General features: G+C 45.5%; 13 protein-coding genes. 1 reads left to right on the top strand and 12 read right to left on the bottom strand.

Translation table 11 applies throughout. The features are described from left to right. Genes EPX21_RS16850 through EPX21_RS16825 form a run of 6 tightly spaced genes read right to left on the bottom strand, consistent with a single transcriptional unit; the run spans position 1 to position 7504 of the window. On the bottom strand, positions 1 to 1227 hold the full coding sequence (locus EPX21_RS16850; protein ID WP_134090863.1) for an NRAMP family divalent metal transporter: 1227 nt from the start codon (positions 1225 to 1227) through the stop codon (positions 1 to 3). A gap of 25 nt (positions 1228 to 1252) precedes the next feature. After that, positions 1253 to 2818, bottom strand: a complete 1566-nt coding sequence (locus EPX21_RS16845) for an SLC5 family protein (RefSeq protein ID WP_134090862.1) — start codon at positions 2816 to 2818, stop codon at positions 1253 to 1255. Further along, a complete protein-coding gene (locus tag EPX21_RS16840) occupies positions 2815 to 4188 on the bottom strand; it encodes a hypothetical protein (RefSeq protein ID WP_134090861.1) in 1374 nt (457 codons plus the stop codon). The genes EPX21_RS16845 and EPX21_RS16840 overlap by 4 nt, the downstream gene beginning before the upstream one ends. A 12-nt stretch (positions 4189 to 4200) precedes the next feature. Then, positions 4201 to 4986, bottom strand: a complete 786-nt coding sequence (locus EPX21_RS16835) for an SDR family NAD(P)-dependent oxidoreductase (protein WP_134090860.1) — start codon at positions 4984 to 4986, stop codon at positions 4201 to 4203. Positions 4987 to 4995: 9 nt separating this feature from the next. Then, on the bottom strand, positions 4996 to 6174 hold the full coding sequence (dgoD, locus tag EPX21_RS16830; RefSeq protein WP_134090859.1) for a galactonate dehydratase: 1179 nt from the start codon (positions 6172 to 6174) through the stop codon (positions 4996 to 4998). Between the two features lies 1 nt (position 6175). Further along, entirely contained in the window at positions 6176 to 7504 is a 1329-nt protein-coding gene (locus tag EPX21_RS16825; protein ID WP_134090858.1) for an aspartate aminotransferase family protein, read from the bottom strand. 144 nt (positions 7505 to 7648) lie between these two features. Between EPX21_RS16825 and EPX21_RS16820 the strand changes: the two genes are divergently transcribed. Further along, complete coding sequence (locus tag EPX21_RS16820; RefSeq protein WP_134090857.1) at positions 7649 to 8494, top strand: SMP-30/gluconolactonase/LRE family protein; 846 nt, start codon at positions 7649 to 7651, stop codon at positions 8492 to 8494. Between the two features lie 17 nt (positions 8495 to 8511). On the opposite strand, the gene EPX21_RS16815 is transcribed toward EPX21_RS16820, so the two are convergent. Genes EPX21_RS16815 through EPX21_RS16790 form a run of 6 tightly spaced genes read right to left on the bottom strand, consistent with a single transcriptional unit; the run spans position 8512 to position 21863 of the window. Continuing rightward, positions 8512 to 11232 carry a hypothetical protein gene (locus EPX21_RS16815; protein WP_134090856.1) on the bottom strand — a complete coding sequence of 907 codons (2721 nt, stop codon included), beginning with the start codon at positions 11230 to 11232 and terminating at the stop codon, positions 8512 to 8514. 21 nt (positions 11233 to 11253) lie between these two features. Continuing rightward, complete coding sequence (locus tag EPX21_RS16810; RefSeq protein ID WP_166670796.1) at positions 11254 to 12690, bottom strand: RagB/SusD family nutrient uptake outer membrane protein; 1437 nt, start codon at positions 12688 to 12690, stop codon at positions 11254 to 11256. 16 nt (positions 12691 to 12706) lie between these two features. After that, positions 12707 to 15736 (bottom strand): SusC/RagA family TonB-linked outer membrane protein, encoded by a 3030-nt coding sequence (locus tag EPX21_RS16805; protein ID WP_134090854.1) that lies wholly within the window; start codon positions 15734 to 15736, stop codon positions 12707 to 12709. 38 nt (positions 15737 to 15774) lie between these two features. Then, entirely contained in the window at positions 15775 to 17253 is a 1479-nt protein-coding gene (locus tag EPX21_RS16800) for a RagB/SusD family nutrient uptake outer membrane protein (protein ID WP_240768707.1), read from the bottom strand. A 41-nt stretch (positions 17254 to 17294) separates the two neighbouring features. After that, positions 17295 to 20369 carry a TonB-dependent receptor gene (locus EPX21_RS16795; RefSeq protein ID WP_134090853.1) on the bottom strand — a complete coding sequence of 1025 codons (3075 nt, stop codon included), beginning with the start codon at positions 20367 to 20369 and terminating at the stop codon, positions 17295 to 17297. Positions 20370 to 20411: 42 nt separating this feature from the next. Continuing rightward, positions 20412 to 21863, bottom strand: a complete 1452-nt coding sequence (locus EPX21_RS16790) for a PQQ-dependent sugar dehydrogenase (protein ID WP_166670795.1) — start codon at positions 21861 to 21863, stop codon at positions 20412 to 20414. Between the last annotated feature and the right edge of the window lie 67 nt (positions 21864 to 21930).

Genomic DNA, 21930 nt, shown 5'->3' with positions numbered 1-21930 from the left:
TTAATTGAAAATAAGTTGTTGAAGATGAATCGCCGCCAAACAGAATACAACAAGCAGGCCGATGGCTGCAAAAAATTTAGTTGAACCCGAATTTACCAGATCGCCCATGATTTGTCGGTCGTTAGCTACTGAAAATAGTGCAACGCCAATAGTGGGTACCACAAAAATGGTGATGCTTTGTGCAAAGACAATCAGTTCCAAGGGCAGTTTACCAAAACAAATGGCTATGATTCCGCCGATAAGCATCACGGCAGCGATGTACATTTTAATACCTGCATCATTCATGCTATAACCCTTACCCAAAGCGTCTCCCAACAAGGTCCCTCCCAAGGTGGCATTGCCAATCAACGACGAAATAGCGGCCCCTAATAGCCCCACTAAAAATAAAATGGTTGAAAAACTTCCAAATAAGGGTTCAAGTGACTTACCCATATCAGCTGCACTCACGATAGCCATTCCACGTGTATGCAGTACCGTCGCTGCGCAGATCATTACACAGGCACTCATCACACCAAGCAGCAAAACACCGGGTAAACTTCTGTCCTCCACTTTCCGATTATCTTGCATCTTTAAGCTTTTAGCCCTCTCTTGCACTAGATACGATTGATAAAGCGCACCAACCAACGAAAAGCAAGACGCTACAAACGCAATAACCAAGGGCATGGAACCGTCTGGAATACTCGGCTTTAATCCTTCCAATAAAATCACCGGTGATGGGCGCGATAACACGAGTGTCGTTACAAAAGAAAATAACATCAATAAGACAATACTGATCATCACCTTTTCCAATAGCTTATAGAAAGAACGGAAAAAGAGCATCGTAATAGCTAACAGACTGAAGAGGATAACCCAAGCTGTTGTAGATGTATGCGTTAGCTCAGCCATGGCCACTCCCGCACCGATGGCATTACCTGCCTGAAAGGAAGTAGTTACCAAAAAAATTCCAATACCAATAAACATGGTAACGGGTTGCCCCCATTTTTGACGTACAAGTCCTAAAAAAGAAAGCTTACTCGCCCGCCCTATACGGGCGGCCATCCCGGTATAAATAGCCATCAGCGCAATAGCTACCACAACGATCCAAAGCAGGGATGTGCCGTAACTTGCGCCCATTTTAGATGTGATGGTCATTTTACTCGGACCAAAAACAACGGCAGCTGTAATAATACCGGGAACAAGGGCATTTAACCATTTGAGCGCTTTGGGGCCAGAGGGCTGCGCTTTCATGTCAACTATTTTTTTTGAGTTATTTTTATGCATATCGGACATAGAAGTATAATACGAAGAGTGTAATTAAAAGCCACCAATAAAAGGGATTTTTCCATCCGCCATAATTTTTCCTTTCTACCTCTGGTAGTTTTAGCACCTCTTTTTTCCAAAGCAAGCCTTGCAGCTGTTCGGCAGGCTTCGCTTTTGTTAAGCAACTTACTACCGCGCATAGCAGCATGCATGACCAGAAAACAACACCCGTACGATTGAAAAATGGCATATCGGGAAATGTGGATTCCAACAATAAAGAAAGGGGGATAGTTAAAATACCCGCTGACATCGCGCCTGACGAAGTGGTTCTTTTCCAAAAAATACCTAATAGGAACATGGTCGCGATACCCGGTGTAAACAGTCCATATAAGTTCATTAAGTAAAGGAAAACTGGCTTATCAGCATGCCGCATAAGCAGCAGCGCACAACCGATACCGATTAAAACAATCAAGATACCCGCCAATCGGCCAAACCGCACGGCCGTACGATCGTTTGCTTCTTTATTGATATAAGGTAAATAGAAATCAACCGTCAAAATTGTTGTGCAAGAATTGATAGCACCCGAGATATGTGACATAATAGCAGAAATTAAGCCTGCCATCACCAATCCAATTAAACCGCTTGGCAACAATGTCTCTACAAGTGTCGCAAAAAGTAAGTCGGGCCTTTCTAAAGTTGGTAAAAAAGCCGGTGCTACCAAAGCAGGTACGGTGATAATAAGCGGTACCAAAAATTTCAGGTAATCGCCAAAAACAACACCCATACGCCCGTGCCATTCATTTTTTGCAGCCAATACACGTTGCACAATAAACTGGTTGGTTGCGCAATAAAAAACACTGATACACAATAGTCCTCCAAGGTACATAGTCCATGGAAAATCCGGATGATCAGCAGGATACAGCATTTTCCAATGGCGAGAAGATGCAGCAATGGTTTGAATACCGCCAGCCGCTTTTACCGTTGCAAAAGTCAATACCAAGCCACCACCCAGCAGCACTAAAAGTTGCACCATCTCGGTCCAGATAACCGCTCTTAAGCCCCCAATGATGGTATAAATTCCTGTAAAAATGGCTAAGGCGAGCACACTATATAAAATAGGAATATCAAAAAGAGCGTATAAGGAGAGCGCGCCCAGATAGAGTACTGCGCCAATTTCAACAAATACATACGTGAAAAGAATAAGAATGCCGTATAAAGCCCGGGTAGATCGGCCAAATCGTTTCTCCAAATACTCGGGAACCGTATAAAAGCCGTTACGGATATAAAAGGGTAAAAAGACCCATAATAGCACATTGAAACCAATTAATATAGCCCCCCACTCCAAGGTAACTGCCACAAAACCATGACTATAGGCAGCACCCATAGCACCCACCAGATGATGACTGCTTATATTAGCCGCGATAATACTACCACCAATCATCCACCACGGAAGTTTATCCCCTGCTAAAAAGTAATCCCGCTTTGTTCGTTTATTCTGCTTGGATGCATACAAACCGAGCAATAGAATACAAAATATGTAGAGAGAAAAGATGGTTATATCCAGTGTGCTTAAGTTCATGGTTTAATGGTTTGCAAGGCGCTAATGGTCGATTTTATTAATATTTCAAGTGCTCCCTTTGCATAAGGCGTTTGTTCCACCGCATACATCGTTTTTGCGTATAGGCTAGCGGGCGGTAAGTAACCTATATAACCATTGGCTATATTAACCACGGCTAGTATTGTATCCGGAAAAGCAGCCCGTAACTGTTGTTGATAGCAAGCATATGTTTCATTGGGTTGGGCAACTAATAACACGGCTCCCAATTTCCAAATCCATAGCTTTGCTTTTGCTGTATTTCCATTTCCTAGGCTACGAAGCGTGTTCAATTTTCGCCAAAGTCGGTCCTTCAATACCCGATCCTGACAGTTTGTCCAGGCCTGTTCTATTTCTTCCACTGCACCCAAAGGCTTTAGTGGCAAATCAACGGTTAACAGCACAGCCTTTATCGTATCCGGCATCTCGTATTCACCACGTGTCCATACAGCAAGGTCAGCGCCGGATGGTATTTTCCCTGTATAAAGCAATGCTTCCCCGGCGGGCAACATTCCCGTTAAAGTCGATAAAACTGCATAAGCCAATTTACGTCCATGCGCATCTGCTATTGCCGGGTCTGCCACATATTGCTCTCGGGGAGCCAATTCGCCCGAGGCGCCTTGCAAGAAAAGACAGGCGGCACCTGTATGCGCCCTTACCAGCTCGCGCATAGCGCCTATATAATCGGGTGAAAGCGCAATATTTTCATGCGCCAAGGTAGTTGGATGGCAGGCATAATTTACCAGAACGGCGAGCTTTTCACCATTATCTTTTTCAAGGAGCCCAACCAATAAGGTCTGATCTGCGGCACCCGCTGGATTAAAGCCCACTAGCATTTCTCCTTCCAGGTCCAGGTCGCGATTTGCTGCTAAATCGCAGGTTCCGTACTTCCATGTCAGTTTAGCCGACACCTTATTTTCAGTGCATTGTCTAATGAGGGTAATGGCTTTTTCTACTAATAATTGCAAGTAGGGAACAATGTGTTCGCCACCTGGTTTATCATAATCCGTAGAGCAAATGACAGGTCCGGCATGCGTATGCGACAAACACAGCAAGAGCTGATCCTCAGTGAGCTGACAAGCTGAAAGAATTGCTTGCCTGATCCGCTGTTCATCCGCTGCATTTTTCCACCAGCCCAAATCAGCCGTCAGCAAAAAAAGAGCTTTAGCATCTTTCGTCGTCGAAATGGCCAAGCATTGCATGCATAATGGCCGATGAATCTCTTGGTATCGATCCTGTTTTGCTGCACCCCAATTACGGGCATAGATATCTAGTGTGGGCGTAATATCAGCCTCCGCTAGCCCAAAAAAACCCTGCAAGCCGGGGCATGCATCTACCAATTCCTGTTTCTTCATCTTATTCGATCATCATTTTTCACTTATGCTCACCAAGGAAAGACCGCCATCAATTAAAAAAGTGCTTCCTGTAATATGCTTATTTTGAGCATGACAAAGCCATAATACCTGCGATGCAAGCTCATCCGTTTCGATCAAGCTGTGTAAAGGCACTTTAGTTTTCGCTTGTGCTGCTAAATCAGGATCTCGTTCCCAAACAGCTTTGCTGAGGCCCGCATTTACATAGCCCGGAGCCAGTTCATTAACCCGTATGCCAACAGAGGCATAGGCTAAGGCCATAGAACGGCACAGCATCCGGATCCCTGCTTTAGAGACGCTGTAAGCGGGAATATGGCTGTGCACCGCATGGGCTGCCCAGCTGCCCAAAAACACTATATTTCCGGGCTGCCCTTTAGCTTCCAGGCGCTTGGCAAGTGCATTGGCAAAAAAATAAGCGCCCGAAAGGTTCACCTGTAATTCATTATTCCATTCCACATCCGTTAGCTGCTGAAAATTCTTCAGTGTCACCGTGGCCGCGTTGACAATGGCGATACTCGGCAATTTCCAATATTGTGTAACCGCTTCTACCCAATCTGCAACCACCTGCCCATCACGCACATCCACTTGTTGGTAATGATAATACCCTTCCGCAATGCCCAGGTTGATGCGTACTTTATTGGCCTCGTTTACGGGAAGGATATCACCTATAGCCACGTAGGCCCCCTCGCTGGCAAAAGCCTTTGCTATTGCCTGTCCAATGTCGCCAAGACCGCCACTAATCATGACAACCTGTTCTTTAAATGCTTTTGTTTTTTCCATGAAACAATTTTACCAATCGCCTACACTTCCATCCTTATAAAAAGTTCTTTGTAAAATTTCCGTTTGGAAAGGATGTTTTTTAACCTCTTCTTCATTAATCTCGATGCCTAATCCAGGTCGCTTGTTAGGGAAGATCAATCGCCCATCTTCCTGTAAGGAGAACCCCTCATTTACAACTTCATTCCGCCAAGGAACATCTTGATGAACGCTCTCGCAAATGATATAAGATGAGGTAGCAAAACCCAGCTCAAGTGACGCCGCTGTACTGATAGGTCCTTGTGGATTGTGGGGAGCTACCGATACACGATAGGCTTCAGCCAATGCAGTGATGCGACGCGCCTCCGTTAATCCACCGCAATGGGTAATGTCGGGCTGAATAACACTAACCGCGCGTTTTTCGAGCATCTCGCGAAAAGCATACACGCCCACCAACCGTTCGCCTGATGCAATTGGTGTCTTAACCGCTCGTTGAATCATCGCAATATCATCCATCGTTTCCGGCCAACAGGGCTCTTCGAAGAAATAAAGGTTATAAGGTTCTAAGGCTTTGGCAAAGAGCAACCCCATACGCGGGCTGGGACGCGCGTGACAATCCACCATAATATCAATCTGATCTCCCACCGCGTCACGCATAGCGCGGACACAGGCTTCCGCATACTTAACCGGCTGTAGACCTTCCAACGACATGGTTTCCGGAACCGCCATTGACTTGAAGGCCGTAAAACCTTGTTCTACAGCCTGAACGGCAAGCGCTGCGAAACGATTGGCATCAGCGGGGCTCGTTTCATAAAAGTCCTCCATGCGTCCCCCACCTAAATGACAATAAAGACGTACATAGTCGCGTACGCGACCACCCCATAGCTCATGGCAGGGAACACCATGTATTTTACCGGCAATATCCCATAGCGCAATATCGATGCCGCTGATTGCGGTACCGCGTACGATGCCATTGCCATGCCAAAAATGCTGGCGGTACATCATCTGCCAAAGGTGTTCGATCCGCCGGGGATCTTCGCCGATAAGTAATTGCGATAAATCCTCGATGGCCCCCACAACAGCTTTTGTATGCCATTCAAGTGTAGCCTCGCCCCATCCCCACAAACCGGGTTGGTCGGTTAAGACCTTTACAAAGATCCAATTACGCATACGCGCATGGCAAACATAGGTCTCAATTCTTGTAATTTTCATTTTAATATAATGCTTCAATAACTTGCTTTGTAACCTCTAATGTCTGTTCAATATCTGCCAGGCTATGCGCATAAGATATACTACCCTGTTTAATTGGAAGCGGAAAATGGTAAACTCCTCTGTCAATTAATTGAAGGCGATAGCGTTTATCTAAGTCAAAATCATGATGGTCCAAAATATCATGAAAATCTACCGGTTGATGATCCATAAAATAGGTACAAAAAGCCGATCCTTGACGTGCCACATAAAAAGGTCGACCTAATTTACTCAAAATATCATTCAATCCGTTTTCCATTAGATCCCCTAAAGCATTAACATGTCCATAAACATCAAATTCGGGTGATGCAAGTTTTTTTAACGTAGCAATACCTGCGGCGGTGGTAGAAGGAAACGCATTATACGTACCTGCTATCAATACACGCTCCGCTCTCTCTGGATGCACAAAATAATCCATATATTTCTTTTTCCCGGCAATGACTCCCATGGGGTAACCATTCGCTACAGCTTTTCCAAAGGTTGACAAGTCAGGTTGAATGCCGCAGATAGACTGATATCCTCCTAAAGCATGTCGAAAACCTGTTTTTACTTCATCAAAAATCAACAGAAAACCTTCTTCATCTGCCAAAGCACGCAGTCCCTGCAAATAACCCGCCTGCGGCTTCACTATTCCCACGTTCTGTAAGATAGGTTCCAGAATGATGCAAGCTATTGGATAACGTTTCAATACGTAACGCACTGAATCCAGGTCGTTGTAATTAACGATATGCACTAAATTTTTATGCGCATTTGGTATACCTGCAGAGCCCGCATCAAAAGGATACTCACCCGGGCTCACGCGTACCCCCACATCCTGTTTAGCGCTGATCACATTACAGGCAACATCGTTATGCCAACCATTATAACCTCCCTGCATCACAATAACATGGTCTCGCTTGGTAACTGCCCGCGCAATGCGTATAGCATGATACGTGGCTTCGGAACCCGTAGTGGTAATCTGAATGCTGTCTACCGTTGGCACTGCCTCACAAAAAAGTTTGGCAAACTCGCCTTCAAGTACGGTAGGCCCAGCACCCATCAACAGGCTCTCATTTGATAAGGTAGCTGCTACCGCCGCATTTATATCTTGGTCATTATGGCCTAAAAAGGAAGCCGCAAAACCTGCTTGGTAATCAATATAGGCATTGCCATCAACGTCGTAAACTTTACTACCTACTCCCTTTTCGAAACAGATATTTGGTTCTGATTTTCTATTAAGGGACACGACTCCTCCGGGAATCCATTGCGCGTTGGTCTCCAGTATCTCGGCAGACCGTTGCCTCTTATTTACCATGATCTTTTTATTTTTATGATTGATTTTAATATTTCAATTGGGATAAAATAATTTTGTATACAAATATATTATTTTTTTGTATACAAAAAATTGTATTTTTATTTTCTTTGTAGCATTATAATATCTTAATCGATCGATAGAAAAATGGCACATCCACCGCTTTCAATACATATACTTGCACAAGGCATCCGTTTTCCGGAAGGCCCCGCTTTCGCGCCGGATGGTACCCTCTGGTGTGTTGAACAGCAGGGCGAATCATTACTTGCCTATACAAACGAGGGCTTGATAACCGTGCATACCGGTGGTCGGCCCAATGGTTTAACTTTCGATGCCCAGGGACGTTTATGGTTCTGCGATGCGGGTTTTAACGCCATCCGGGTTTACGATCCTGTTTCAACGCAGTTAGAAACTGTTCTCAGCAGCATTAAAGGCATACCGTTGAACATGCCGAATGATCTCGCCTTTGATGATCTGGGTAATTTGGTATTTACCTGCCCAGGATCAAGCCTTGATGCTGCCGATACCTACGTCTGTTGCTACAAACAAGACGGGCAACTCCTTATAGTTGCAAAAAGCTTGCGATATCCAAACGGTTTGGCTTTCACACCTGATGGCAATCAACTTGTAATTGCCGAGACTGCCAAGCACCGCCTTTGGATAGGAACCTGGCACAGCGAAACGGCCAGCTGGCAAAACCCACGGATATTTGCCAACACAGGCGGGCCTATTGGCCCCGATGGGATCGCCTTTGACGATGAAGGCAATCTATACGTGGCGGTTTACGGTAGCGGATCTATACGCGTTTTCGACCCAACAGGGAGCACGATCGAAAGAATCCCTTTACCCGGCAACAACCCAACCAATTGCGCATTTGATCCATCAGGTAAATTAGGCCTGATTGTTACCGAAGCGGAAAAAGGGCAGTTGTTGCAACTAAATCGTCGCGCGAAAGGGGCCATACGATACCCTATTATAGCTCAAAGAACCTAATATAGTACAGAGGAGAATCACTTCTCCTCTTGGTATAATCTACCGGGCATCACCTGATAAACACCAGGGTCCGCCTCAAAATGAAGTGTATTTTCTCCCGGCATCACCTTCACATTACGAAAGAAATCACCTGCTCCAGTCTTTATATGCCAATAACCTGCCTGTAAATCCGTAATCAACACCTGATAATGTGATTTTTTCGAAGGAACGGTAAGCACGAGCCGGTCTTGTTGTAGGTGAGAACCACCGCCTAGATTTACCACTTGATCTTCGATAACGAGCGAATAACGTCCTTGTTCCTCTTGAAATTGAAGGGGCAATTTTCCAGTTTCCTCACCGCCAACCTGAAATAAGGCGATGAATCGATGGTGTTTTTCTTTTTTCTTGGGAGAAACCATAATGCGGTGTGCATTGGCTTCGGGTCTGCTCGATTTCGGCTCGTATTGAAATTCAAAGGTGCTGTTGGCACGTTTACCCGATAAAATATCAACTTCCCGATCCGATGTTTTTGGCAAGAGCATGGATACAAAAGCTTTCCCTCGAAAACCGGACGCTTCGCTATGTAAGACCCAACCATCGCCAAGCGTATCCGGACTGTTCAATGTATTGATCTGCCAGTACTTAGCAAAGCTTGAATCAGCACTTGTTATATCATCTGTTAAGATTATAATGGCAGGGATGTCCTTTCGGTTCAATTTCAGGAAACAAAAACCTCGCACATAAGAACTAACTTTACTCGTGTAAGCCCCCGTTAAATCAGCTTTAAAGTAATTGAAACGAGGACTTATCCTGGAAGGTCCGAAACTGCTTGAACATACTACACCGTTATCAAACCAAGCATCTGAGGTCACTTCTTCGGGGGTTCGTGGAAAACGCTGATTAAAACGTGCACCACCGTCATTTGCCTCGGTTCGGAAAAGCAAGGGTTCTTTAGGATCCCGTACTAAAAGCATGCTATGTGAGATGGAGCGCTTGTTGAAATTAAAATCGTAAGGCGGGCCATAGGAAAGATACAACCCTATATCGCCCACCAAAAAACCATGGTGATATAGCTGGATGGCACCTGCATCCGGATGTTGATGATTACCGAAAATATAGCCGCCTCCTTTGATTTCAGCGATGACATCCCCGCTCTGTGGCCGGTTATCCCAGCCCGTACGTACCACCATCGAGCCCAGGATCGTGCCCGATGTCTTCGTTAAAGGCAGCGCTTGCAGATTGTGCTCGGCCTTTAAGTTTGGGTCATTTACCAATAGGAAAAGTATGGGATTATCCGGCAGGCCTCCCTGTCGTTCAAATTCACCCTTAATATAGGGGTCATCGCCATAAGCATAAGCCAGTAGCATTGTCTGCGGCTGCTTCCAATAAAAGCGGCCTTTGTTGTTAACAAGGCTGAACATATCACCATCCCGCAACATTTCGCCATTTGGAAGACGCATGTAAAGCCAGTAATAGGCCAGGTTTTTAATATTCTCATCGAATACCCGTCGTCCACTCATTCGATATAGCAACCAAACCGCATGCATCTCCCAACCAAAGCGATAGGCCCCGTAATCTACCCCTTGATTATGTCGGGGCGATTGGTATTCGAAAGCGCGCATGGGCACCAATTGCTCCAGCACGGTATAGGAAGTGTATCGGTAAGGAAGCGGGTCTTCATCGTAGATAGCAATACTCATTGCTAATAAATCACGACAAATTTGTGCTTCGTTACCATGTCCATTTACAATGCTTTCAACTCCGTAAAAGGGTGGCCAACCGATCTCCATATCCCGGGCCAGGCGCATCATATGTTTACGTAGGAGCTCTTTTTCGCCCTGCTCCAGCAAAGGGTAACACCAATCGTATACCAGAGCACCCGTATAAATCGCCCGTCCAATTTCTCTGCTAATATCGCCGTAGGTCACATTACCAAACTCCAATACCGTATAATAATCCGCCATTAATTGCACCGCCTCTCGGCCAATGATTGTATCTCCCGTCATGGCATAATAAAAAGCTTTCGCCTCCGCTGCTTTTTCCAGAGCCTCATTGTAAAACTGCTCCTGTTTCGGATCCATCGCAAAATGAAACGGCTCTTTCGCCTGTGCTTGCACCTGTTCCCAACGTGCCCGGTTCTCTCCTAAGCTCAACCGCGACTGGATTAAAGGCAGGCATTCTTTTGTAAACCAGAGCCGCGGGTGCCCACCCCCAGGTAGTATCTTCGGCACGTAGCTACGTGCCGGCTCGGGTACTTCAGGCGCTTGATAAGGTGCCACACTGATCCCACCAAAGAGTACCTTTGGCGGCAACCAAAGCTCTAGCACCTGCCGTCCTGCTTCCAATTCAAATATTCCCGCTCGCTGATCACCACCATTATAGTTATCAAAAAGAATCCGTTTGGTAGGCCGTTGACCTGCTAACTTCATAGTCAAATAAGCAGTTCCCGTTTCGCCCTTTTGATTTCCCTCCGGCAGCATGGCCTTCGTACGGATAATATACAAACCCTCTTTAGGCACTGTCACAGGAATCTCAAGGTCAGGCTTCCCCATTTTAGACCTTAGGCCACCGTCACTTTTGGAAAGTGCCCACTGCTCTTTCAAAGACCGCGTGTTTACTGAAACTACCTTTACCTGCTTTTTATTCACCAGCACCTGCTCCATACTATAAAACTTTACGGACACAGATTGTGTACGAGCCATTAGTGGCCATAGCGCCACCCCAAAACACAGCAAAGCACAAGCAATCGTTTTATTCATATTGTTCCCTTATTATAGCTATTAGTAACCCGCATTCTGCGTCATATTCGGATTGGCATTTATTTCCTCCTGCGGTATGGGCTGTATTCTCCTAAAATCCGTACGAAGTACGTCGGTGTAATAAGAATAGGCTTTCGTGCCCATATTCTGTCTTGTAAAATCAAGGTTTAGCCGCGTCAGGTCAAAAAATCGTAGACCTTCAAAAGCCAGCTCCTTCCGCCTCTCCAACACAATCGCGTCCAGCAACTCATTGCCACTATAGGTGTAAGGAGCGATGCTATGATCTCTGTTCTGTGCCACCATATTCAAGTAAAGCCTTGCATTCGCCTCATCACCCAAACGGCCATAAGCCTCGGATAAAGTCAGCAGTACTTCCGCATAGCGGATCATCTTCACTTCATCCCGATCCGTTGCCGTAACATTTGGATATTTATTCACAAAATAAGCCTGCATGCCATTACGAGTACCATCCTGTATAAGCGCCCTACGGCTATCCGTTTCCTGATAAATTGCATACGTATCATCTGTGACCAACATATCACCATGGCCCTGCGCCGCATAAATGAAATCTAATCCTTCAATGCCATTATTAGCCGTAGCCGAATTGTTGAGCTCAAAAATCGTTTCCACTTTATCGGTCCTTGACGCCGTTGACGCCCAATACGCCGCAAAATCACCCGGGCTATCTGTTAGAGAATAACCTCCGTTCTGCACCACTGATAAAGCCGCGTCCCGTGCGTTTTCATAATCTGCCTTATACAGAAATACACGAGATTGCAATGCTTTGGCCGCGTACTTCGCTATAAAATTGGAACTTGCTATATGGATTGCCGGTGTCGTTTCCGGCATAAGCAGAAATGCGCTATCCAGATCACTGATCATTTTATCATACACTTCAGCCACGGTATTCCTCTCCGGTTTTACTAATGGACCGGTAATACTGGTAGAAACCGTAACCAAAGGCACACCAGCTGCATTTGGATCCACCGTGTAAGGTTTAGCAAACCAATTTATCAAGTATAAATAACAAAGCGCCCGCAAGGCATAAGCTTCGCCTTTCAATTGTGCCACATTCTCCGTTATATCAAGGTTCGAACCAATGATTCTATTCGCTTGCAGAATACTATAATAGGTATTCGACCAAAACGTGCGCGGCTCTGTATTAGCGATTGTCCAGGTATAATTATTCTGCATTAGTAAGCGCGATGAGTTGGTGCTGCTCAGATAGACATTATCGGCCAGCAGATCGCCAAACAAGGGGTAGTTCCGTCCGAATATAAAATAGTTATCCAAAGACCGGTACAGTCCAGCTACCGATTCCAGCATGTCCGTTTCAGAAGAGATAGCACTTTCTACCGCTACCGAAGTAGAGGGATCTTCCTGTAAAAAACTTTTACTGCAAGAGGCAAGCGTTAGCGTGCAAAGCAGCAAATAGCCAATCAAATGTTTTCCGTTCATTTCCTTCATATTTAACTTAAAGTCCTATGTTCACACCAAAGGTGAAGGTTTTATATTTCAACATATTTTGATACTCATTACCCGCATAACTCACCTCCGGATCAAAAGGCAGGCGGTCATCAAACAGGATTGTCCATAAATTAGTAGCCCTTGCATATACATGCAGCTTACTAACACCTAACTTATTAAACATAGCCAATTTCTTAAAATCATAACCCAAACTCACGTTCCGCAAACGGATATAGTCGCCCGAATACAAGCGGAACGTGCTGGTAGAATAATCCGTGGTTGTGGAGAACCGCGGCACATCGGTTACCTGACCCGGTGTTGTCCAACGGCGGTTATACACAAACTGGTACTTATTATAAGTATAGATTGCACCCGAGGTAAAATACAAATCAGAAGCCCCATAAATCCAATTACCGAAGCTGTAGTTAAAATCCAGTCCCAGTGAAAAGCCTTTATACGTAAAAACATTATTAAAACCACCCGTTGACTTCGGGTTAGATTGTTTATCCAGAATAGAAAACTGTGCCTCGGCATAATTATTCGTTGTCTCCGCATGAGAAGCATCCACGTAGTATAAGGGATCTCCGTTTGCAGGATCCACACCGGCAAACTCTTTCATATAATAAGTATAAAAATTATAGCCCTCTCCCAAGTAATACAAACCGCTTGGCCCTGCAGCATTTGCCGTACGCTTCATTACGTTTTGGTTAAACGACACATTAAAATTACTGAACCATTTGAAGTTGCCCACCCGCAACACGTCACCTTTTACAGTAAACTCCCAACCCTTATTTACCATGGCTCCTATATTTTGACTAGCAGACGCAAAGCCCGTGGTTAAGGAAGTAGGTACGGACTGTATCAAGCCATCGATGTTATTGTAATAGTAATCTACCGTCAGCACAAAACGATCTTCGGCAAAACCAATATCTGCACCCACATCAAATTTCTTAGCTGTTTCCCAACGGAGGTTCCTGCTTCCGATGATATTGTATTGCTGACCGTTGTAGCCCGCGTAGCCATAGTTGCCGCTGTAAGAGGATTGCGGGAGCCAATCATAATTACCCAAATTAGCATTGCCGGTTGTACCATAAGAAGACCGAATTTTCCAGGACGAAAAAACGTTTTGCCGCTTAAAAAAGTCCTCCGTTTCTACGTTCCAGGTACCGCCAATTGAATAAAAATTCGCCTGCTGGTTATTAGTTGGAAAGCGCGAGCTACCGTCCCGTCGCCAAGACAGGTTCAGGGCATACTTATTTTGATAATTAATTCCACCTGTAGCATACAATGAAGTGAATGCGTAATTACTGTATTGCCCCACTATGGCTGCAGGCGTAGCAGCATTACTCAGTGCGGTTAAGTCTTCATGACCGGAAGGGAAACCATAACCCAAGGCCGCAAGATAATATTCTTTAGACCGCTGCGCCTCATAACCCACACTCGCTGTGACGTAAAAATCTGAAAAACCTGGAATATCATAGCGATAGTCTAATTGATTTCGCGACAACCAGTTGAAATATCGCCTGTAATAATTTCTTCCATAACCTCCAACAGACGCGCCCAAGCCCATCGTTCCATTCAAAAAGATGGTCTCTTCTACCGTATTGTAATCAATACTAAAATAACTTGTATAATTCAGTTTGTCCCAGATATTCCACTTTAGTTGCGTATTACCCAATATGCGTGTCTCGCTTAAATGCTTTTTATCATGCGCAGCAATCCATAAAGGATTGTAGACACCGGGAAAATTTGTGTTTCCGCTTACCTCCGTATTTAACGAGCCATCTGCATTATAGGCCAGTTGATACGGCCTTAGCATCCGAGCAGCCCATACCGGATTATCCGAATATTGTGTTCCATTTGGTGTATTTTGGTCGACATTAGAAAAATTAATCCCCGTTGATAAGTAAAGTCTATCGTTTATCCTGTAATCGTAGTTAAATAGACCGGAAATCTTTTTAAAATCAGAACCGATGGTAGTGGCCTCCTGATCAAAATAACCCGCAGAGGCAAAAATCTTCGCTTTATCGCTTCCGCCGTTCAAGCTCACATTGTATTGTTGCTGGCGGCCGGTTCGCGTCACTAAATCATACCAGTGGTTACTCAGGCCGCTATTCAAGCCATAACTCTCCGCCAACGTTTCGATTTGCTCTGGGGCGTAACCACCATTCGATAAAGTTTCTCTAAAAAGCTCCGCATAGTGCGTTGCCGACAGCGGCTTACCCGCTTCCGGAGGATCCATCGGGCTAGACACCCCCAGTTCTGCATCCAAACGCACCTGCGTTTTACCGGTATTACCTCTTTTCGTGGTAATCAAAATTACCCCGTTACTCCCCCGCGAACCATACAGGGCCGTGGCAGCAGCATCCTTCAAAACATCCATACGTGCTATATCGTTCTGATTTATCCCTGCCAGTGCACTGGAAGAATTAGCATAAGAACTTAAAACACCTGCATTCACAATCATCCCGTCAACCACAATTAGTGGATTGGAAGAAAGCGACAAGGAGCCCAGCCCCCTGATACGGATGGCCACATCTGACCCTGGTTGCCCGCTAGCCTGCACCGCTGTTACTCCGGCAGATTGCCCTTGCAACGACTGCATAAAAGTAGAAAAGGGCTTATTTTCAAAAGCCTCGCCACCAATAGAAGTAATAGCGCTGGCATTAGCCGCACGGGTACTGGTGCGGTAGCCATCAGACACAATCTCCACCTCTGCCAGCGCCTGCATCTCAGAAACTAAAAAGACCTCCATGTTGCTTTTAGCAGGCAGTTGTTGCGTCACAAAACCCACCATACTGAAACTTAACTGCGCTTCGGCAGGAAGTGCCTGCAACATAAACGTGCCATTCGTGTCCGTTTTACTAGCCTGCGTTTTGCCCACCACTTTGACGCTCACACCAGCAAGAGGCTCCCTGGTTTCACGGTGATAGACGGTACCTCTAACCGTAGCCTCTTGCGCGAGCGCCACGAATCCACCAAAACCATGTAGTAAGAGTAGATTGAAAAACAGCATACGCTGTAGCATTTTTTTCATTTTTATTAGATTGATTAATTAAAGCATTTGCAAAACACCTAATAGCCTTGGTTTTGTGAAAGCACACTACTACCCACCAGATCAATTTCAGCTTGCGGAATAGGGAACAACTGCATATAGGCAGCAGGCTGTAAAGGAACCACCTGTGCTTGCCCATTAGCAGGATTATAGTTCCGTTCTTCCGATTGCAGCACCTGCACAAATTTTTCCTTCCGCACCAAGTCAAACCAGCGCTCATTTTCAAATGCAAATTCGAGTTGACGTTCTTTGAGCAGCACATCCGTAAATTCATCCTGGCCTGCCACCTCGCGGGCCGTATAGTTATGTGTTGTATTCCCGAAAGCCCGTACCCGCACCTTATTCAACTCAGATAATGCCGCATTGAGCTGCCCCAGTTCATTTAAGGTTTCCGCATGTAGGAGAATAATATCGGCGTAACGTAACACTGGTAAATCCAGTCCGGAAGCATTAAAAGTATGTGTTATTGCGTATTTTGAGACATAGGGATACCAGATTGGGTCATCACTTGGCGATAATGCAGGCACATATTGCTCTGCAATAGTAGCCGTTTTTCTACTATCCTCTTCATCAAACAGTTTATGCAAACTCCAGGAAGGAAGTGCAATCTCTGCGCCCCTGCTCACCACGTTCGGTACGCCGGCATTCGGGATAAAGGCCGTAGACAAACTATGCCCATTGGTTCCATCCGTATATTTCATTGCAAACAATACTTCCGCGTTATTTTCAGTAGCCACCTGCCAAAGGCTGCCAAAATTTTCCACCAAACTAAAGGTTGATCCAAACTCCGTAAAAAAACGATCCAACGTTTGTTTTGCCGCCTGCCAATCATTTTTAGTCACATATACCTTTGCTAACAGTCCTAATGCAGTTTCGCGGTTACACCGTCCGCTCGCAATTGCGCCCTTAAGCGGAAGCAAATCTACCGCCTCCGTAAGATCCGCTATGATCAATTGATACACCGCCTCAGCATCAGTTCGTCCAACATTTGTCGCTTCCTCTGCCGAAATCGGCGTTGTCACCAACGGCACCGATCCAAAAACGCGCACCAGGTCAAAATAAAAAAGCGCCCGCATAAATTTCGCTTCACCTACATATTGCTCTTTCATACCCGAAGGATAATCGATAGGTGTATCGATATTAGCCAATACTGCATTGGCCCTAAAGACACCATTGTAGGTATTCTGCCAAAAAGTTAGTACCAATGGGTTACTGCTAGAAACCGTTAGTCCATCCACTTCCGGAATTCCCGCAATCACCGTATTGGTAGACATATAGAGATTATCCGTACCAATCTCCAGTAATTGATAATCCGTAGGTTTACGCAACTGCAGCTGTCCGTAAATACCCAGTACCGCCTGATCTATATCATCCGCAGACTGATAAAAATTCACATTCGTTAGCGATGATTCGGGCACCGGATTTAAGAGTTCATCATGGCAGGCGCTAAACGCCAGCAGCGATAAACACAAGCTCATTATGATATAATTTGTTCTCATGGATTGCTTATTTTAATGCTGATTATCTAATTTCTATCTTCTTAAAAACCCAAGTTCACACCAAAGGTATATACCCGGTTAATAGGCTCTGAACCAATATTATAGCCCGGCTTACTATTTATTCCGGCCACTTCTCCAGCCGTATAACCTTCCGGATTATAGCCATGAAACTCTTTCTTCGTCAAAAACAAAGCATTATTAATTGAAGCAAATAGACGGAGCTTACTGGATCCAATTTTTCTGCTGATAGCCACCGGAAAATTATAACCCACATTGATATTGCGAACGGCCAGAAAAGAAGCATCTTCGATATAGTAATCCGAATTTGCGTTGAACGAAAGCTGACTCAACGACACAGCAGGGTGCAAACCATCGCCGGGGTCATCCACAGACCACCACTGATCTGCTATCAGCGATTGCCGCATGGCACCCAGTACCGATCCTTGATAAAACTGATTCTCGAAATTGTATATTTTTGCACCCACCGAAGCTTGGATGGTAAAAGAGAGATCAAAGCTTCGGTAAGAGAAACTGTTCGTCATCCCAAAGGTAGCCTTGGGCATAAAATTACCCAGCACTGCCCTGTCATTCTGGTTGATGATTCCATCGCCGTTGAGGTCATCATAAATTGGATTCCCCAGTTTAGAACCTGCCATTACGGGCACCGAAGTGAGCTGCTCGGCCGTTTGGATCACACCCGTTTGTTTATACCCATAGTAAGAAAACATCGGCTCGCCCACACGTAGCAACCAACTCATCCCATAGCCATCCGTTGTGATGCGTTCGTTTACGCCACCCAAACTCAACACCTTATTCCGGTTAGCCGCCACATTAAAGCTGGTTTGCCATTTAAAATCACCCACTAGGTTTTTGGTGTTCAACTCAATCTCAAAGCCTTTATTTTCCACCTCACCGACATTCGAAAGGGAAGATGTAAAACCTGTAATACCAGGAATTGATACGGCATAAAGTAATCCATCAGTACGTTTTCGGTAATAGTCGGCATTAATGGTCACTCGGTTATTGAACAAACTGATATCTACACCAAAGTCAAGCTCCCGTGTTTTCTCCCATCCCAGCCTACTGTTGCCATAGGTCGATTGTGCCTGCCAGTTGGTAATCTGATCGTTTACCGTATAGATACCGCCGCCTATCGTACCTAAATACGCAAAGTCACCAATATTCATATTTCCGGTAGTCCCGAAACTCGCCCGTAACTTTAAGTCGCTCAACACGGTTAAGTTTTCCATAAAACGCTCACCGGAAATACGCCATGCAGCAGAGGCCGAAGGAAACCATCCCCATTTACGATCGGGGCCAAAACGGGACGATCCATCCGTTCGGATGGAGGCAGTAAACAGGTATTTATTTTTGAAGCCATAATTAACACGGCCGAAATAGGAAACGAGGCCCCATTCTGATTTAAGGGTATTGGTACCTACCGGGTTAATGGTTGCATTATTCAAGGTTTGGATAATGTCATTATTGAAAGAGCCGTTAACGGCCAATGTTGTCATCGACCTGGAGAAGTTGTGTTGATAAGAAGCTCCCCCTAATGCGCCGAAATCGTGATCAGCTCCGAAAGTCTTTTGATAATTGATGGTATTCTCATTGATTAAGCTAATGGTACGCGAATCAATGGCAGAACCTGACGATGTACTTGAGCTAGACGCCCAGGACGCTTGAAACCGATCGGTTATGTTATAAGACATATTTGTACCTATGGTAGATTTGATATGCAGACCTTCCGCCAGCTTTACAGAAGCATAAAAATTACCAATGGTGTTTAGGGTATTAGCTCGATAATTGGTCCCTTCCAGTATGGCCATTGGATTTGCCTGACTGGTTACCGCGGCACCCCAATAACTCCTAGCGGTTGGGTACGTACCATCCGGGTTTTGGATTGCCACAAATGGAGGGTATTTCGCATAGTCGATCATATTATTGGGTGCGATACGGCTTGTTGCATAATTGGGGTTCAGCATTAGCCCCAGGTCGACACGCTCATTTACCTTGATATTTAAGCTGGCGCGGGCACCATAGGTTCGGTACCAAGTATTCCGTAGCGTTCCCTGCTGATCCCTGACAATGCCGGATATATAATAATTGATATTGTCATTTCCTCCGTTCACCGCCAGATCATAATTTTGAAAAGGAGCTGTTTCCATCACCGCATCCTGCCAGTTCACATCCGTACCATTCAGTACGGCAGGACTCACCTGATAACCCGCCGGACGATTGCTATCGCCCCACACTGGAATTGATGTGTCGCCACCAATCCACGCATATTCGCGGTTCTGGTATTTCGTGATAGCATCATAATACTCGTTCACGTTGAGCCAATCGTTGTGGAGCTTCGCCTTTGAAAAACCGCCAAACGCATTAACTGATAGAACAGGCTTTCCCTGCTTTCCGGACTTGGTGGTTACAATCACTACACCTCCCGCCGCGCGCGATCCGTAGATAGCAGCAGACGAGGCATCCTTAAGCACCTCAATTGATGCCACGTCGTTCATGTTGATGTTGCTAAAACTGGCACCTGGAAAACCGTCCACCACAATTAAGGGATCATTCCCCGCCGAAATAGAACCTGCACCTCGAATGCGGATTATCGGTGCTGAGCCGGGCGCATTCCTGGTCTGCGAAATATTGACACCTGCTAGTTTTCCCTGTAGTGCAACTTCGGGTCGGGCGGTTGGAATTTCGTCGAGGCCCTTGTTTTCTACTTTAGTAACAGCCGCCGTCAAAGAGCTCCGTTTAACGGCTCCATAGCCCACCACCACAGCCTCATCAAGATTAGCAAAAGTTTTTTCCAATAGGATACGAAGCGGATTACCCACCTCCTTCACCTCAAGTTCTTTCGTTGTATATCCTAAATAGGAAAAGCGTAGGACGCTTGGCAGCGTCAATTGAAGCGAAAAATACCCTTGCTCATTCGTTTTGGTTGCTACGGCCGTACCGGTAGCATGCACACTTACACCAAGCAAAGGACCCTTATCCGTTGCGCTGATGACATATCCTTCCACTACCTGGGTACCTTGCGCCCATGCATGAAGGTTTGTCGCAAACAGCATACTGAATATGCCGATTAACAAAATAAATTGATTAGTTCTCATATAAAAGGGGTTAGGACTAGCTTATTATTAGGTCTGTTCATTTTATTTCTTCCTTTTTTCTCGCTCTTCTGTTATCTGAGTAGCAGAAAAGACATTTGAGTTATTGCCAAATGTTTGTGAAATGTAAGTGAGTATCTCAGCCACTTCTTCATCCTTTAAAAAGGAAAAGCCCGGCATGGCCTGATCATAGGTTTTTCCCATAATCTTCCCACCGGGCGATTTCCCATTAAACACCACATGAAACAAATCCGTAGGGCGGTTTAGAATCGGGTTCCCTTTTAATGGAGGGAATACCCCTTCCACACCCAATCCATTCTCTTTATGACAGGAAGCACAATAATTCCGATAAAGTGCCGCAGCATCCACGCGCTTTTCTACTACCTGCATGGCAGGCTTGATCACACCTCCCAAACTACTTGTGTGTGCAACAGCTATGCGCAAAATCCGGTCGTCGTATACTTTCGGATATCCCGGTGCGGGGTTCCAATCACGGTTACTCGTTGTAACATACACCGCCCCATCCGGGCCTACACAGATTCCGCGAAGTCGGCCAAAACTATTTTTGAAATAAACCTGCTCTTTTACAACACGGTTCCCTTCCTCATTCAACTGCAGCACATACAAAGCACTCCCCTTCAATGTCACCAATAATAAACAATTGCGCCATTCCTTAATTGGACCGTCTTTATAATAGGTCATTGCCGCCGGTGCAACGGTAGGCGTCCAACTTTCGAGCGGATCCGTGAAATCCCGATTGCTGCTTGAATCCGCTTGTGGTGCGTAAACCTTCCCTTCTCTTAGGGGCCATCCATAGTTTTTCGCTTTTTGAATCCAATTTACTTCGTCTTCAATTGCGTCCCCGTGTTCAGAAGCGTAGAGCTTTCCGTTGCGACCAATAGCTAATCCCTGAATGTTTCGGTGCCCATAACTCCATACATATGAATTGGTAAAGGGGTTGTCAACGGGTATTTGTCCATCCGGTTTCAGTCGTAAAATTTTCCCATTCGGCGAAAGCAAGTCTTGCGCAAGCAGGCCTTCTGCCCGGTCCCCAGCACTTAGGTATAAGTTGTTATCGGCACCATAAACAACGCGCGCACCATTATGTCCGGTATTACCCGGCCATTCCAATAGTTTCTTTGGTTGAACCAGCGAATCCCCACGCAATGTATATTGCACGAGACGACTGACAATATGTGCGCTGTCCAATTGTTTATTATAAATCAGATAAGCCTGTGTATTTTCCCCGGACTTGTGAACCGTCATTCCGAGCAGGCCCAAGGTGCGGTATCGGTAAACCTCAGGGATTAACAACAAACGCTGTTTTGTGCTATCACGCAAATTGAGACGCCAAACTTCACCGGATTGCAACGTATACCAAAGTTCATCGCTCCCCACGTAACATAACTCCCAAGGAACATCGAGATGTTCGGCCAAGGCATCGATCCGAACGGCGGTCGTATCAAGCCTATAGACACCTACAAGTTTGCCTGACATCAAGGGGGAATTGCCAATTTGACAAGACCCACAGATAATGGACAGAAAGCTGAAAAGCACAAAAGGA

Origin of the sequence: Olivibacter sp. XZL3, assembly GCF_004368405.1 — a bacterium.
Lineage (GTDB): Bacteria > Bacteroidota > Bacteroidia > Sphingobacteriales > Sphingobacteriaceae > Olivibacter.
The sequence above is the reverse complement of the archived record's forward strand: the minus strand, read 5'-3'. Positions and strand labels throughout refer to the sequence as shown.

Bases quoted from the DNA above. Each gene is read 5' to 3' on its own strand.
- EPX21_RS16825 (WP_134090858.1), bottom strand. From the start codon at position 7,504: ATGGTAAATAAGAGGCAACGGTCTGCCGAGATACTGGAGACCAACGCG.
- EPX21_RS16840 (WP_134090861.1), bottom strand. From the start codon at position 4,188: ATGAAGAAACAGGAATTGGTAGATGCATGCCCCGGCTTGCAGGGTTTT.
- EPX21_RS16850 (WP_134090863.1), bottom strand. From the start codon at position 1,227: ATGAAAGCGCAGCCCTCTGGCCCCAAAGCGCTCAAATGGTTAAATGCC.
- EPX21_RS16790 (WP_166670795.1), bottom strand. From the start codon at position 21,863: ATGTCAGGCAAACTTGTAGGTGTCTATAGGCTTGATACGACCGCCGTT.
- EPX21_RS16815 (WP_134090856.1), bottom strand. From the start codon at position 11,232: ATGAATAAAACGATTGCTTGTGCTTTGCTGTGTTTTGGGGTGGCGCTA.
- EPX21_RS16800 (WP_240768707.1), bottom strand. From the start codon at position 17,253: ATGAGAACAAATTATATCATAATGAGCTTGTGTTTATCGCTGCTGGCG.
- EPX21_RS16845 (WP_134090862.1), bottom strand. From the start codon at position 2,818: ATGAACTTAAGCACACTGGATATAACCATCTTTTCTCTCTACATATTT.
- EPX21_RS16835 (WP_134090860.1), bottom strand. From the start codon at position 4,986: ATGGAAAAAACAAAAGCATTTAAAGAACAGGTTGTCATGATTAGTGGC.
- EPX21_RS16810 (WP_166670796.1), bottom strand. From the start codon at position 12,690: ATGAACGGAAAACATTTGATTGGCTATTTGCTGCTTTGCACGCTAACG.
- EPX21_RS16805 (WP_134090854.1), bottom strand. From the start codon at position 15,736: ATGAAAAAAATGCTACAGCGTATGCTGTTTTTCAATCTACTCTTACTA.
- EPX21_RS16820 (WP_134090857.1), top strand. From the start codon at position 7,649: ATGGCACATCCACCGCTTTCAATACATATACTTGCACAAGGCATCCGT.
- dgoD (WP_134090859.1), bottom strand. From the start codon at position 6,174: ATGAAAATTACAAGAATTGAGACCTATGTTTGCCATGCGCGTATGCGT.
- EPX21_RS16795 (WP_134090853.1), bottom strand. From the start codon at position 20,369: ATGAGAACTAATCAATTTATTTTGTTAATCGGCATATTCAGTATGCTG.